Origin of the sequence: Lelliottia sp. AC1, assembly GCF_023278595.1 — a bacterium.
Taxonomy (GTDB): domain Bacteria; phylum Pseudomonadota; class Gammaproteobacteria; order Enterobacterales; family Enterobacteriaceae; genus Enterobacter; species Enterobacter nimipressuralis.
Window position 1 is genome coordinate 733,960 of record NZ_CP025699.1, and the last position, 14,529, is coordinate 748,488.

Annotated in this window: 12 protein-coding genes and 1 pseudogene; 10 read left to right on the forward strand and 3 right to left on the reverse strand. The window is 55.2% G+C overall.

Features of this window, described 5'->3' with window-relative positions; genetic code table 11:
• Nucleotides 1-228 precede the first annotated feature (228 nt).
• Entirely contained in the window at nucleotides 229-1,479 is a 1,251-nt protein-coding gene (locus C0560_RS03505) for a chloride channel protein (RefSeq protein WP_248859643.1), read from the reverse strand.
• 117 nt (nucleotides 1,480-1,596) lie between these two features.
• A complete protein-coding gene (satP, locus tag C0560_RS03510) occupies nucleotides 1,597-2,160 on the reverse strand; it encodes an acetate uptake transporter (protein WP_100777698.1) in 564 nt (187 codons plus the stop codon).
• 294 nt (nucleotides 2,161-2,454) lie between these two features.
• Here satP and dnaK point away from each other — a divergent pair, with 294 nt between their 5' ends.
• From dnaK to nhaR, 4 genes are all read left to right on the forward strand, one after another.
• The gene (dnaK, locus tag C0560_RS03515; protein WP_100777697.1) at nucleotides 2,455-4,374 is read left to right on the forward strand and encodes a molecular chaperone DnaK; all 1,920 of its coding nucleotides are present in this window, start codon (nucleotides 2,455-2,457) and stop codon (nucleotides 4,372-4,374) included.
• 86 nt (nucleotides 4,375-4,460) lie between these two features.
• The gene (gene dnaJ / locus C0560_RS03520) at nucleotides 4,461-5,606 is read left to right on the forward strand and encodes a molecular chaperone DnaJ (protein ID WP_102104565.1); all 1,146 of its coding nucleotides are present in this window, start codon (nucleotides 4,461-4,463) and stop codon (nucleotides 5,604-5,606) included.
• Nucleotides 5,607-5,778: 172 nt separating this feature from the next.
• Nucleotides 5,779-6,957: a Na+/H+ antiporter NhaA gene (gene nhaA / locus C0560_RS03525; RefSeq protein ID WP_123429511.1), complete on the forward strand. Its 1,179-nt coding sequence runs from the start codon at nucleotides 5,779-5,781 to the stop codon at nucleotides 6,955-6,957.
• 60 nt (nucleotides 6,958-7,017) lie between these two features.
• Nucleotides 7,018-7,920 carry a transcriptional activator NhaR gene (gene nhaR / locus C0560_RS03530; protein ID WP_100777694.1) on the forward strand — a complete coding sequence of 301 codons (903 nt, stop codon included), beginning with the start codon at nucleotides 7,018-7,020 and terminating at the stop codon, nucleotides 7,918-7,920.
• A gap of 58 nt (nucleotides 7,921-7,978) precedes the next feature.
• On the opposite strand, the gene rpsT is transcribed toward nhaR, so the two are convergent.
• Nucleotides 7,979-8,242, reverse strand: a complete 264-nt coding sequence (rpsT, locus tag C0560_RS03535; RefSeq protein ID WP_100777693.1) for a 30S ribosomal protein S20 — start codon at nucleotides 8,240-8,242, stop codon at nucleotides 7,979-7,981.
• A 98-nt stretch (nucleotides 8,243-8,340) separates the two neighbouring features.
• On the opposite strand from rpsT, the pseudogene C0560_RS03540 reads away from it, so the two are divergent.
• From C0560_RS03540 to ispH, 6 genes and pseudogenes are all read left to right on the forward strand, one after another.
• Nucleotides 8,341-8,562 (forward strand): annotated as a pseudogene (locus tag C0560_RS03540) (DUF2575 domain-containing protein).
• Between the two features lie 7 nt (nucleotides 8,563-8,569).
• Nucleotides 8,570-9,508: a bifunctional riboflavin kinase/FAD synthetase gene (gene ribF, locus C0560_RS03545; protein ID WP_102104566.1), complete on the forward strand. Its 939-nt coding sequence runs from the start codon at nucleotides 8,570-8,572 to the stop codon at nucleotides 9,506-9,508.
• A gap of 37 nt (nucleotides 9,509-9,545) precedes the next feature.
• Nucleotides 9,546-12,362 (forward strand): isoleucine--tRNA ligase, encoded by a 2,817-nt coding sequence (gene ileS, locus C0560_RS03550; protein WP_100777691.1) that lies wholly within the window; start codon nucleotides 9,546-9,548, stop codon nucleotides 12,360-12,362.
• A complete protein-coding gene (gene lspA / locus C0560_RS03555; RefSeq protein WP_100777690.1) occupies nucleotides 12,362-12,862 on the forward strand; it encodes a signal peptidase II in 501 nt (166 codons plus the stop codon). Before ileS ends, lspA begins: the two co-directional genes overlap by 1 nt.
• 108 nt (nucleotides 12,863-12,970) lie before the next feature.
• Nucleotides 12,971-13,441, forward strand: a complete 471-nt coding sequence (gene fkpB / locus C0560_RS03560; RefSeq protein WP_095280714.1) for an FKBP-type peptidyl-prolyl cis-trans isomerase — start codon at nucleotides 12,971-12,973, stop codon at nucleotides 13,439-13,441.
• On the forward strand, nucleotides 13,422-14,372 hold the full coding sequence (gene ispH / locus C0560_RS03565; RefSeq protein ID WP_100777688.1) for a 4-hydroxy-3-methylbut-2-enyl diphosphate reductase: 951 nt from the start codon (nucleotides 13,422-13,424) through the stop codon (nucleotides 14,370-14,372). The genes fkpB and ispH overlap by 20 nt, the downstream gene beginning before the upstream one ends.
• The last annotated feature ends 157 nt before the right edge of the window (nucleotides 14,373-14,529 follow it).

The window sequence follows — 14,529 nt, forward strand, 5'->3', positions numbered from 1 at the left end:
GCTGACCCGTCAGGCTTCACGCTGGCGACAAGAGGGGAACTCATTGGCTTACCTTATGCAACAAAAGCAGAATCGTAGTTTATCCCGAAACGTTCCTGTCCTTAATGCTGCCTGATATCCAATATCCGGGATGCTCCCGGTGACAATATTCGGGATGATAATGCTTATCAATTAAAATGATGTGAATAGCGCAACTTGTTTAGCCGCGGTTTCTGTTGTGCGCAAAAATCAACCGTCCAGACGGCGGCAGGTCATGTACGCGCCTGTCACGCAGAGGGCTACCGGCACCAGGAAGGTATGGTCCATGCGGGTGGATTCCATGATCAGCACGATGGCGGTCAGTGGCATTTGCAGGGAGGCCGCGAGAAAACCGGCCGCACCCGTCAGAGCAAAGCTTGCCATATCGGTGCCGGGAAACCAGCGCCCCATCAGGATAAACAGCACTGAACCGAGCAGACCCCCTACGGCGAGTCCCGGTGTCAGTAACCCGCCCTGAGCACCGGCGCGCAGTACCGCCCAGATCACCACCACTTTAAGAGCGAGGATCGCGGTGGCGAGCTGTAGCGTGATAGCGCCGTTGAGGGCAAGCTGCGTCGGGCCTTTGCCATTGCCGGGCAACTGTGGGAACCAGACGGATAACGCGCCGAGGGCCGTAAAGGCGATCAGGCTGAAGACCGGCATTTGCCAGTTACTGCGTACCCTACTGCGTGCGTGCTGCGTCACACGACGAAACAGAAACGCCGCCGCACCAAACAGCGGGCCAGAAAGCGCGCCCCAGAAAACAAGCGAAGTGGCGGCGATTTCGGGGGTGAAATGGTACTGATGCTCATCGCCAAGACCTAATGTGGCGATCCACGCCGCCAGCGCTGAGGTTACCAGCGCGGCGATGGCTTTCTCCCAACTGAAGCTGACCAGCAGCACTTCCAGAGTAAATATGGCCCCGGCCAGAGGAACGTTATAGACCGCCGCCAGCCCGGCGCCGGCACCGCAGGCAATCATCAGCTGGATATCCGCAGAACTCAGGTGTAAACGACGGGCGACGCCGCCGGCAAACAGTGCGCCCACTTCGCGTGGTGCGACTTCGCGGCCAAGCGGCGAACCCATCGCGACGGTGATAATCTGCAGCAGAGCGTTAATGAGCGTCGTGACGGCTGGCATTGGTGTGTCAGGGTTTTTTATCGCCTCGCCAATGCTGATGCGTTTTTTGGCGTAGCGCGCAAGCGACCACCAGCCGATACCCGCTACCAGACCCGCAGAGGTGAGGGCGAGAAAACGTCGCTGTGCGCTGGCATCCGTCACGCCCTCTAAAAATGACTGCGGGCTGATGAGGATGGTCTGGCTGTAGCCGTAAACGAGGTGCTGAACTTCATGCAGTAGCATGGCGAGCAGCATGCCGCCCAGCCCGGCCAGAATCCCGGTGAGGAGTAGCGCGGCCCAGCGTTGCAGCCAGTCAGTACGAGACGGATCGTAAGCCATCATAGCGAGCGTCTTGATAAAAAGAGGGAGCCACAGTGTCCCATAAAGCGCATGAACGAGGTATCAATCAGAAGAATTAATGCTGGAGATTCGTGCCCGCGAGGCGGGCACGAAGGGGGATTAGTGTTTTTCACCAATCGGCAGAACGGTGCGACCAAACTGCTCGTTCAGCACTTCACCCATTGCCAGGTAAATTGCGCTTGCGCCACAGACCAGACCTACCCAGCCAGCAACGTGAACGATGCTTTCGTTTTCCGCCAGATGGCCAATCGCCAGCAGGGCGAACAGCACGGTCAGGCTCAGGAAGACGAACTGCAGAACGCGGTTAGCAACCAGCGTACCGAAGAACATGAACAGGGTGAACACGCCCCACAGACCCAGGTATACGCCCAGGAAGTGGCCATTTGATGCATCAAAGCCCATTTGCGGCATAACCAGAATGGCGACCAGCGTCAGCCAGAAAGAACCGTAAGAGGTGAATGCGGTTAAACCGAAGGTGTTGCCTTTTTTATACTCCAGCAGGCCCGCGAAGATTTGCGCGATACCGCCGTAAAAAATGCCCATCGCCAGGATAACATTGTCCATCGGGAATAAGCCGATGTTATGCAGGTTCAGCAGAATAGTGGTCATGCCGAAACCCATCAGGCCCAGCGGAGCCGGATTAGCCAACTTAGTGTTGCCCATAAGTCCTCAAAAAATCATCATTAGTATGGTGAAATGGTTTTACCACGCCCACTCTCCCAGGCGTGGCGCGGCATAATAATCACCGCGACCCTCGGCGTCTATGATCTGAGCAGGGTGAAATTAAAAAATTTTTTATCCTTCCCCCTTGATGGATGCCGTTACGACCCCATCTTGTAGTCAACCGCAGTGAGTGAAGCTGAAAAAAATCAAATCTGGGCAGTTGAAACCGCACGTTTCGCCCTTATTACAGATTCACAACCACATGATGAACAAATTTTTAGTGGAGACGTTTAGATGGGTAAAATTATTGGTATCGACCTGGGTACTACCAACTCTTGTGTAGCGATTATGGACGGCACTACTGCACGTGTGCTGGAGAACGCCGAGGGCGATCGCACCACGCCTTCTATCATTGCTTATACCCAGGATGGTGAAACTCTGGTTGGCCAGCCGGCTAAACGTCAGGCCGTGACTAACCCGCAAAACACTCTGTTTGCGATTAAACGCCTGATTGGCCGCCGCTTCCAGGATGAAGAAGTTCAGCGTGATGAAGCCATCATGCCGTACAAAATTATCGGTGCTGACAACGGTGATGCATGGATCGACGTGAAGGGCCAGAAAATGGCACCGCCGCAGATCTCTGCTGAAGTGCTGAAGAAAATGAAGAAAACGGCTGAAGATTACCTGGGTGAACCGGTAACTGAAGCGGTTATCACTGTACCTGCTTACTTTAACGATGCTCAGCGTCAGGCAACCAAAGATGCCGGTCGTATCGCAGGTCTGGAAGTCAAACGTATCATCAACGAACCAACCGCAGCTGCACTGGCTTACGGTCTGGATAAAGAAGTTGGCAACCGTACTATCGCGGTTTACGACCTCGGTGGTGGTACTTTCGATATCTCTATCATCGAAATCGACGAAGTTGACGGCGAAAAAACCTTCGAAGTTCTGGCAACCAACGGTGATACCCACCTGGGTGGTGAAGACTTCGACAGCCGTATGATCAACTACCTCGTTGACGAATTTAAGAAAGATCAGGGCATTGACCTGCGTAACGATCCGCTGGCCATGCAGCGCCTGAAAGAAGCCGCAGAAAAAGCCAAAATTGAGCTGTCTTCTGCGCAGCAGACCGACGTGAACCTGCCGTACATCACTGCAGATGCGTCTGGTCCAAAACACATGAACATCAAAGTGACTCGCGCGAAACTGGAAAGCCTGGTCGAAGACCTGGTCAACCGTTCCATCGAGCCGCTGAAAGTTGCTCTGCAGGATGCTGGTCTGTCTGTCTCTGACATTCAGGACGTTATCCTGGTAGGTGGTCAGACTCGTATGCCAATGGTTCAGAAGAAAGTTGCTGAATTCTTTGGTAAAGAGCCGCGTAAAGACGTTAACCCGGACGAAGCTGTGGCAATCGGTGCAGCGGTTCAGGGCGGCGTACTGACCGGCGAAGTGAAAGACGTTCTGCTGCTGGACGTTACCCCGCTGTCGCTGGGTATCGAAACCATGGGCGGCGTGATGACTGCGCTGATCAGCAAAAACACCACTATCCCGACCAAGCACAGCCAGGTGTTCTCTACCGCTGAAGACAACCAGTCTGCGGTAACCATCCATGTGCTGCAGGGTGAGCGTAAACGTGCTGCGGATAACAAAGATCTGGGCCAGTTTAACCTCGACGGTATCAGCCCGGCACCGCGCGGTATGCCACAGATCGAAGTCACCTTCGACATCGATGCTGACGGTATCCTGCACGTTTCCGCGAAAGACAAAAACAGCGGTAAAGAGCAGAAGATCACCATCAAGGCTTCTTCTGGTCTGAACGAAGAAGAGATCGAAAAAATGGTTCGTGAAGCAGAAGCAAATGCTGAATCTGACCGTAAGTTCGAAGAGCTGGTTCAGACCCGTAACCAGGGTGACCATCTGCTGCACAGCACTCGTAAGCAGGTTGAAGAAGCTGGCGATCAGCTGCCAGCTGATGACAAAACCGCTATCGAAGCTGCACTGAGCGCGCTGGAAACTTCCCTGAAAGGCGAAGACAAAGCGGACATCGAAGCGAAAATGCAGGAGCTGGCGCAGGCGTCCCAGAAGCTGATGGAAATTGCTCAGCAACAGCACGCACAGCAGCAGGCTGGCGCTGAAGCTGGTGCTTCCGCGAACAACGCGAAAGACGACGACGTTGTCGACGCTGAGTTCGAAGAAGTAAAAGACAAAAAATAATCGCCCTGATGCAGGGTAATTAATCGGCACGGGCGTAGAGGTTTCCTCTCCGCCCGTGCTCGCATGTTAAGGGGCTGAAAAAACCAATGGCAAAGCAAGACTACTACGAGATTTTAGGCGTTCCGAAAACTGCGGAAGAGCGTGAAATCAAAAAGGCGTACAAGCGCCTGGCCATGAAATTTCACCCGGACCGTAACCAGGGTGACAAAGAGGCCGAAGCCAAATTTAAAGAGATCAAAGAAGCGTATGAAATCCTGACCGACGCTCAGAAACGTGCAGCCTACGATCAGTACGGTCATGCGGCGTTTGAACAAGGCGGCATGGGCGGCGGCGGATACGGCGGTGGCTTTGGTGGCGGTGGTGCTGATTTCGGCGACATCTTTGGCGATGTTTTCGGTGATATCTTCGGCGGTGGCCGTGGTCGTCAGCGCGCAGCGCGCGGCGCGGATCTGCGCTACAACATGGATCTGACGCTGGAAGAGGCCGTACGCGGTGTCACGAAAGAGATTCGCATTCCGACGCTGGAAGAGTGTGATATCTGCCACGGCAGCGGCGCGAAAGCGGGTACCAAGCCGCAGACCTGTCCAACCTGTCACGGCTCCGGTCAGGTACAGATTCGCCAGGGCTTCTTCGCGGTGCAGCAGGCCTGTCCGCACTGTCATGGTCGCGGTACGCTGATTAAAGATCCGTGCAACAAATGTCACGGTCACGGTCGCGTTGAGAAGACCAAAACCCTGTCCGTCAAAATCCCGGCAGGGGTGGATACGGGCGATCGTATTCGTCTGTCCGGTGAAGGCGAAGCAGGCGAGCACGGTGCACCAGCGGGCGATCTGTACGTTCAGGTTCAGGTGAAGCAGCACGCCATCTTTGAGCGTGAAGGCAACAACCTGTACTGTGAAGTGCCGATCAACTTCGCGATGGCGGCGCTGGGCGGCGAAATCGAAGTGCCTACGCTCGACGGGCGCGTGAACCTGAAGGTTCCGGGCGAAACCCAGACTGGCAAGCTGTTCCGCATGCGCGGCAAAGGCGTGAAATCCGTTCGCGGCGGTGCGCAGGGTGACCTGCTGTGTCGTGTGGTCGTCGAAACGCCGGTCGGTCTCAACGACAAACAGAAACAGCTGTTGAAAGAGTTGCAGGAAAGCTTCGGCGGTCCAACGGGCGAGAATAACAGCCCGCGTTCCAAAAGCTTCTTCGATGGCGTGAAAAAATTCTTCGATGATTTGACCCGCTAATCCCTTAGCGAGTGTGAATTTTTCAAAGCCCGGAAGCGATTCCGGGCTTTTTCTTTTGGTGGCGAATTGCTCGGCAAAACCGAGTGTATCCGCAACATTAATCTGATTTTTTCGAGCTGTTTGCCTTGGTATTATGGTTTTATCGAGGTATGGTCTTAGAGAGAGAACTAAAGTGAAACTTTTACAACGATTCTTCAGCAATGAGGCGTCCGGCGGCGTGATTTTGATTATCGCTGCACTTGCCGCCATGGTGTTGGCGAATTTGGATGCGACTCAGGGCCTGTACCGTGCATTTCTGGACACGCCCGTTGAGCTGCGCGTGGGTGCCTTAGAGATCAACAAGAACATGCTGCTGTGGATTAACGACGCGCTGATGGCTGTGTTCTTCCTGCTGGTGGGCCTGGAAGTAAAACGTGAGCTGGTTCTTGGGTCGCTTAACAGTCGTCAGCGGGCAGCTTTCCCGGTTATTGCTGCGTTGGGCGGTATGGTGGTGCCTGCGCTGCTCTATCTGGTGTTTAACTACCATGACCCGGTCGCTCGCCACGGTTGGGCGATTCCGGCGGCAACAGATATTGCTTTTGCGCTGGGCGTGCTGGCGCTGCTGGGCAGTCGCGTGCCGGTGGCGTTAAAGATTTTCCTGATGGCGCTGGCGATTATCGACGACCTGGGCGCGATCGTGATTATCGCTCTGTTCTATACCAGCGAGCTGTCGGTGTTATCTCTGAGCGTGGCGGCGGGCGCTATCGCTGTACTGGCGCTGCTAAACCTGTTTAATGTGCGCCGAACCGGGATCTACATTCTGGTGGGCGTGGTGCTGTGGACCGCGGTACTGAAATCGGGCGTTCATGCGACGCTGGCGGGCGTTATCATCGGCTTCTTTGTGCCGCTGAAAGCGGATGAGAAGGGCAAATCCCCGGCCAAACAGCTGGAGCATGTCCTGCATCCCTGGGTCGCCTTTATGATACTGCCGCTGTTTGCATTCGCGAATGCGGGCGTGTCGCTGCAGGGCGTCACCCTGAGCGGCCTGACATCTATGCTGCCGATGGGCATCGTCGCTGGCCTGTTTATCGGTAAGCCGCTGGGGATCGGCCTGTTCTGCTGGCTGGCTCTTAAGCTGAAGTTCGCGTCATTGCCGCAGGGGACGACCTTCCGGCAAATCGCGGCGGTCGGCGTGCTGTGCGGAATTGGCTTCACGATGTCGATTTTCATCTCGACCCTGGCCTTTGCGTCATATGACCCTCAGCTCATCGTGTGGGCAAAACTCGGGATCTTGATCGGCTCGTTACTGGCCGCGTTCACGGGATACACACTGTTGAAAGTGAAGCTGTCCGGACAGGTGCAACCGGCCTAACAGTTAAAAGGGGGAGGGCAGAGGCCCTCTCCTGACAATACTCTCAGGGAGCGAAATGCTATGTCTCACATCAATTACAACCATCTGTACTATTTCTGGCACGTCTACAAAGAAGGCTCAGTGGTCGGCGCAGCAGAGGCGCTCTATCTGACGCCCCAGACCATTACCGGTCAGATAAAGGCACTTGAAGAACGCCTGCAGGGGAAGCTGTTTAAGCGTAAGGGCCGTGGTATTGAGCCGAGCGAACTGGGTGAACTGGTTTTTCGCTACGCGGATAAGATGTTCACCCTGAGCCAGGAGATGCTCGATATCGTGAACTACCGCAAAGAGTCAAACCTGCTGTTTGATGTGGGCGTTGCGGATGCGCTGTCTAAACGGCTGGTGAGCGGCGTGCTGGACGCGGCGGTGGTGGAAGATGAGCAGATCCATTTGCGCTGCTTTGAATCGACGCACGAGATGCTGCTGGAGCAGCTGAGCCAGCATAAGCTGGACATCATCATCTCGGACTGCCCGATCGACTCTACTCAACAGGAAGGGCTGTTCTCGGTCAAGATTGGCGAATGCGGTGTGAGCTTCTGGTGCATCAATCCGCCGCCAGATAAACCGTTTCCCGCCTGCCTTGAGGAGCGACGCCTGCTCGTGCCGGGACGACGTTCGATGTTAGGGCGCAAGCTGCTGAACTGGTTTAACTCGCAGGGTCTGAAGGTAGAGATTCTGGGAGAGTTTGATGATGCGGCGCTCATGAAAGCCTTTGGCGAAGCGCATAACGCGATCTTCGTCGCCCCAACGCTTTACGCACATGATCTGTACACCGATGACAGGGTCACAGAGATTGGGCGGGTGGACAACGTGATGGAAGAGTATCACGCGATTTTTGCCGAAAGGATGATTCAGCATCCGGCGGTGCAGCGTATCTGTAACCGCGACTACTCGGCGCTCTTTACGCCGCCAGCGTCAAAATGAGCCAATAAAAAAACCCGCATTAAGCGGGTTCTTTATAACAAGCAACAACAAGTGGCGATTAAGCCAGTTTGCTGATCTGCGCGGTCAGGTTTGCTTTATGACGCGCTGCTTTGTTTTTGTGGATCAGACCTTTAGCAGCCTGACGATCCACGATTGGTTGCATTTCGTTAAATGCGTTCTGCGCTGCAGCTTTGTCGCCAGCTTCGATTGCTGCGTATACTTTCTTGATGAAAGTACGCATCATAGAGCGACGGCTTGCATTGTGCTTACGAGCCTTTTCAGACTGAATAGCACGTTTCTTAGCTGATTTGATATTAGCCAAGTCCAACTCCCAAATATGATCTATGTGGACAATTCAAAGGCCGAGGAATATGCCCTCTATACCTTCTTTTGTCAATGGATTTGTGCAAATAAGCGCCGTTGAATGGCGACGCTACGTTACGTAGTGATGGCGCAGGATTCTACCAGCTTGTCTCAGCTGAATACAGTCTTTCGATGTAAAAAAACGCAGTAACGGGCAGATTTTTTCCCTCCGAAAGCTAAGCATCATGAAATCATTACGGCTTTCTGATTTGAGGCAACAATCGCCGGTTAACCTTAACCGCTGTACAAGGTATACTCGGGCGATTTTCACTGTTTTGAGCCTGTCATGAAGCTGATACGCGGCATACATAATCTCAGTCACGCCCCGCACGGGTGCGTACTGACCATTGGTAATTTCGACGGCGTGCATCGTGGGCATCAGGCGCTGTTGCAGGGATTGCGTAAAGAGGGCGAGGCCCGTGGGCTGCCGGTCGTGGTGATGATTTTCGAACCGCAGCCGCTGGAGCTGTTTGCCGGTGATAAAGCGCCCGCGCGTTTAACTCGCCTGCGTGAAAAATTGCGCTATCTGGCGGAATGCGGCGTGGACTACGTACTTTGCGTGCGCTTCGACCGACGTTTTGCGGCACTGACGGCGCAAAATTTTGTCGGCGATCTGCTGGTAAAACGTCTGGGCGTGCAGTTTCTCGCCGTGGGCGATGATTTCCGCTTCGGCGCTGGTCGTCAGGGCGATTTCTTGTTATTACAGAAGGCGGGTCTGGAGTATGGCTTTGATGTCACCAGCACCATGACCTTCTGCGAAGGTGGCGTGCGCGTGAGCAGCACGGCAGTGCGTATGGCCTTAGCCGACGATCAGCTGGACGTGGCGGAGAACCTGTTAGGGCATCCGTTTGCCATTTCCGGGCGGGTCGTGCATGGCGATGAACTCGGTCGCACAATAGGTTTCCCGACGGCGAACGTCCCGCTGCGTCGTCAGGTTTCCCCGGTAAAAGGGGTGTATGCGGTAGAAGTCACCGGACTGGGTGATAAACCGTTGCCGGGCGTGGCCAATATCGGCACCCGTCCAACGGTAGCAGGTGTGCGTCAGCAGCTCGAAGTGCATCTGCTTGACGTTGTAATGGACCTTTACGGTCGCCATATAGATGTAATCCTGCGTAAAAAAATACGCAATGAGCAGCGATTTGCTTCGCTCGATGAGCTGAAAGCACAAATTGCGCGTGATGAGTTAACGGCCCGCGAATTTTTTGGGCTATCGAACCCGGCTTAATGCCTGAACGAGTTTTAAATACGGAACCGAGAATCTGATGAGTGACTATAAATCAACCCTGAATTTGCCGGAAACAGGGTTCCCGATGCGCGGCGATCTCGCCAAGCGTGAACCGGGAATGCTGGCGCGTTGGACCGATGATGACCTGTACGGCATCATCCGTGCAGCCAAAAAAGGCAAAAAAACCTTCATTCTGCATGATGGCCCTCCATATGCGAATGGCAGCATTCATATTGGTCACTCTGTAAACAAGATTCTGAAAGACATTATCGTGAAGTCCAAAGGACTCACCGGTTTTGACTCGCCTTACGTTCCGGGCTGGGACTGCCACGGTCTGCCGATCGAGCTGAAAGTGGAGCAGGAATACGGCAAGCCGGGTGAGAAATTCACCGCCGCCGAGTTCCGTGCAAAATGCCGCGAATACGCGGCCGCGCAGGTTGATGGTCAGCGTAAAGACTTCATCCGTCTGGGCGTGCTGGGCGACTGGTCTCGTCCATACCTGACGATGGACTTCAAAACTGAAGCCAACATCATTCGCGCTCTGGGTAAAATCATCGGTAACGGCCATCTGCATAAAGGCGCGAAGCCTGTGCATTGGTGCGTTGACTGCCGTTCTGCGCTGGCAGAGGCGGAAGTGGAATATTACGACAAAACCTCTCCGTCTATCGACGTGGCGTTCCACGCGGTAGATCAGGACGCGGTGAAAGCGAAATTCGGCGTGACCTCCGTCAACGGCCCAATTTCCCTGGTTATCTGGACCACTACCCCGTGGACTCTGCCTGCGAACCGCGCAATCTCCCTGTCCGCGGACTTCGATTACGCGCTGGTACAGGTTGAAGGCCAGGCGGTGATTCTGGCTAAAGATCTGGTTGAGAGCGTCCTGAAACGCGCAAACATCAGCGAATACACCGTGCTGGGCACCGTGAACGGCGCTGAGCTTGAGCTGATGCGCTTCAAACACCCGTTCCTCGATTTCGACGTGCCGGCCATTCTTGGCGATCACGTTACGCTGGACGCCGGTACCGGTGCGGTACACACCGCCGGTGGCCACGGCCCGGATGACTACAACATCAGCCTGAAGTACGGTCTGGAAATCGCCAACCCGGTTGGGCCAGACGGCGCATACCTGCCAGGCACCTACCCGGCGCTGGACGGTATCAACGTCTTTAAAGCGAACGACATCATTGTCGACATGCTGCGCACCAGCGGTGCCCTGCTGCACGTTGAGAAGATGCAGCACAGCTATCCGTGCTGCTGGCGTCACAAGTCGCCAATCATCTTCCGTGCGACCCCGCAGTGGTTCATCAGCATGGATCAGAAAGGCCTACGCGAGCAGTCTCTGAAAGAGATCAAAGGCGTGCAGTGGATCCCGGACTGGGGCCAGGCGCGTATCGAATCCATGGTCGCTAACCGCCCTGACTGGTGTATTTCACGTCAGCGTACCTGGGGCGTACCGATGTCCCTGTTCGTTCACAAAGAGACGCAGGAGCTGCACCCTCGCTCGCTGGAGCTGATGGAAGAAGTCGCCAAACGTGTTGAAGTGGATGGCATCCAGGCGTGGTGGGATCTGGACTCGAAAGAGATCCTGGGCGACGACGCGGCCAACTACGAGAAAGTACCAGACACCCTCGACGTATGGTTCGACTCCGGCTCTACCCACTCTTCTGTAGTGGATGTGCGCCCTGAGTTCTATGGCCATGCGGCGGATATGTACCTGGAAGGTTCTGACCAACACCGCGGCTGGTTCATGTCATCTCTGATGATCTCCACCGCGATGAAAGGTAAAGCGCCATACCGTCAGGTTCTGACACACGGCTTTACCGTGGATGGCCAGGGACGCAAGATGTCCAAATCCATCGGTAATACCGTTTCTCCGCAGGATGTGATGAACAAACTGGGCGCGGACATTCTGCGTCTGTGGGTGGCCTCTACGGACTACACCGGCGAAATGGCGGTTTCCGATGAGATCCTCAAACGTGCTGCCGACAGCTATCGTCGTATCCGTAACACCGCGCGCTTCCTGCTCGCTAACCTGAACGGTTTCGATCCGGTCAAAGACATGGTGAAACCGGAAGAGATGGTCGTGCTGGATCGTTGGGCTGTGGGCTGCGCGCAAGCGGCGCAGGACGATATCCTGAAAGCCTACGAGTCTTACGATTTCCACGAAGTGGTGCAGCGCCTGATGCGTTTCTGCTCCATCGAGATGGGCTCGTTCTACCTCGACATCATTAAAGACCGCCAGTACACCGCGAAAGCAGACAGCGTGGCGCGTCGCAGCTGCCAGACTGCGCTGTATCACATCGCAGAAGCGCTGGTTCGCTGGATGGCACCGATCATGTCCTTCACCGCAGACGAAATCTGGGGCTACCTGCCAGGCGAGCGCGAGAAGTATGTCTTCACCGGCGAATGGTACACCGGCCTGTTTGGTCTGGCTGAGACTGAAGCCATGAACGATACCTTCTGGGACGAGCTGCTGAAAGTGCGTGGCGAAGTGAACAAGGTTATCGAACAGGCGCGTGCTGACAAGAAAGTCGGTGGCTCTCTGGAAGCGGCAGTGACCCTGTACGCTGAACCTGAGCTGGCGGCGAAACTGACGGCGCTGGGCGATGAATTGCGATTTGTCCTGTTGACCTCAGGTGCCAGCGTTGCCGATTATGCACAGGCGACTGCCGATGCCCAGCAGAGCGAGCTGCTCAAAGGGCTGAAAGTGGCGCTGAGCAAAGCCGAAGGTGAGAAATGTCCGCGCTGCTGGCATTACACCAACGATATTGGCCAGGTGGCGGAACACGCAGATATCTGTGGACGCTGTGTCAGCAACATCGCCGGTGATGGCGAAAAACGTAAGTTTGCCTGATGAGTAAATGTCTCTGTGCAACAGGACTGCGCTGGCTGTGGCTGGTCGTCGTCGTACTGATTATTGATCTGGGCAGCAAGTTCCTGATCCTCCAGAACTTTGCTCTGGGGGATACGGTTCCGCTGTTCCCGTCACTTAATCTGCATTACGCGCGCAATTACGGCGCGGCGTTCAGCTTCCTCGCCGACAGCGGCGGTTGGCAGCGCTGGTTCTTCGCAGGTATCGCTATCGGTATCTGCGTGATCCTCGCGGTGCTGATGTATCGCTCAAAAGCGACGCAGAAGCTGACCAACATCGCCTACGCGCTGATCATTGGCGGTGCGCTGGGTAACCTGTTTGACCGTCTGTGGCACGGCTTTGTGGTCGATATGATCGACTTCTACGTCGGTGACTGGCACTTCGCCACCTTCAACCTGGCCGATAGCGCAATTTGCATCGGTGCCGCGTTGATTGTACTGGAAGGTTTCTTGCCTAAACCCGCAGCGAAAGAGCAGGCGTAAATATAAAGGCCGGGTGTGACCCGGCTTACAAAATATGTGCCTCACGTAAGCCCGGAAGCCAGGCGCCACCGGGCAAACCGTTGAGGCAAAACAAGCGAGCAAATCGGCATGTCAAAATCCATACAGAGCAATAGCGCGGTGCTGGTCCATTTCACGCTGAAACTGGACGACGGTTCCACTGCGGAATCGACCCGCAATAACGGCAAACCTGCGCTGTTCCGCCTGGGTGACACCTCTCTTTCGGAAGGTCTGGAGCAGCAGTTGCTTGGGCTGAAAGAGGGGGAGAAAAAAGCCTTCTCTCTCGAGCCTGATGCGGCGTTTGGCGTGCCAACCCCGGATCTGATCCAGTATTTCTCGCGCCGTGAATTCATGGACGCGGGCGAGCCGGAAATCGGCGCGATTATGCTTTTTACCGCTATGGACGGCAGCGAAATGCCTGGCGTGATCCGTGAAATTAATGGCGATTCTATCACCGTTGATTTCAACCATCCGCTGGCCGGGCGTACCGTCCATTTTGATGTTGAAGTGCTGGAGATCGACCCGGCGCTGGAGGAAGTAAATGCAGATCCTGTTGGCTAACCCGCGCGGTTTTTGTGCCGGAGTAGACCGCGCTATCAGCATTGTTGAAAACGCGCTGGAAATTTACGGCGCGCCGATTTATGTCCGTCACGAAGTGGTCCACAACCGCTATGTGGTAGACAGCCTGCGCGAGCGCGGCGCAATCTTTATCGAGCAGATCAGTGAAGTGCCTGACGGCGCGATCCTGATCTTCTCGGCGCACGGCGTCTCGCAGGCGGTGCGTAACGAAGCGAAAAGTCGTGACCTGACGGTCTTCGACGCCACCTGTCCGTTAGTGACCAAAGTGCATATGGAAGTCGCCCGCGCCAGCCGTCGTGGTGAAGAGTCGATTCTGATTGGCCACGCCGGCCACCCGGAAGTGGAAGGCACGATGGGCCAGTACAGCAACCCGGAAGGGGGAATGTACCTGGTTGAGTCGCCGGACGATGTGCTGTCGCTGGAAGTGAAAAACGAAGCGCGCCTGTCGTTCATGACCCAGACGACGCTCTCGGTAGACGACACCTCTGATGTCATCGACGCCCTGCGCAGTCGGTTCCCAAAAATTGTCGGGCCGCGCAAAGATGACATCTGCTACGCCACCACCAATCGTCAGGAAGCGGTGCGCGCACTGGCCGAGCAGGCGGATGTGGTGCTGGTGGTCGGTTCCAAAAACTCTTCCAACTCCAACCGTCTGGCCGAACTGGCGCAGCGTATGGGGAAAACCGCGTTTCTGATTGATGACGCCACGGACATTCAGGAAGCGTGGGTCAAAAACGCAGCCTGTGTCGGCGTGACCGCCGGTGCCTCCGCGCCGGATATTCTGGTGCAAAACGTGATTAAGCGTTTGCAGGAGCTGGGTGGCGGCGAAGCTGTTCCGCTGGAAGGTCGCGAAGAGAATATTGTCTTTGAAGTGCCGAAAGAGCTGCGCATCGACGCGAAAGAAGTCGAATAATCCTCTCTGTTTTGAAATGCCGGTCCCGAAAGAGACCGGCATTTTTTTGTCTGATTCCCTGTGATGAACCCGACAGTACCACCCTTTGTGTGAATCATGCGGTTTTCGCTGATCCTCATGTCTTTTACTGATACTGCCGCCTGTTTATCATAAAATT

Coding starts and splice junctions, on each gene's coding strand:
- C0560_RS03505 (WP_248859643.1), bottom strand. CDS start 1,479: ATGATGGCTTACGATCCGTCTCGTACTGACTGGCTGCAACGCTGGGCC.
- satP (WP_100777698.1), bottom strand. CDS start 2,160: ATGGGCAACACTAAGTTGGCTAATCCGGCTCCGCTGGGCCTGATGGGT.
- dnaK (WP_100777697.1), top strand. CDS start 2,455: ATGGGTAAAATTATTGGTATCGACCTGGGTACTACCAACTCTTGTGTA.
- dnaJ (WP_102104565.1), top strand. CDS start 4,461: ATGGCAAAGCAAGACTACTACGAGATTTTAGGCGTTCCGAAAACTGCG.
- nhaR (WP_100777694.1), top strand. CDS start 7,018: ATGTCTCACATCAATTACAACCATCTGTACTATTTCTGGCACGTCTAC.
- ribF (WP_102104566.1), top strand. CDS start 8,570: ATGAAGCTGATACGCGGCATACATAATCTCAGTCACGCCCCGCACGGG.
- ileS (WP_100777691.1), top strand. CDS start 9,546: ATGAGTGACTATAAATCAACCCTGAATTTGCCGGAAACAGGGTTCCCG.
- lspA (WP_100777690.1), top strand. CDS start 12,362: ATGAGTAAATGTCTCTGTGCAACAGGACTGCGCTGGCTGTGGCTGGTC.
- fkpB (WP_095280714.1), top strand. CDS start 12,971: ATGTCAAAATCCATACAGAGCAATAGCGCGGTGCTGGTCCATTTCACG.
- ispH (WP_100777688.1), top strand. CDS start 13,422: ATGCAGATCCTGTTGGCTAACCCGCGCGGTTTTTGTGCCGGAGTAGAC.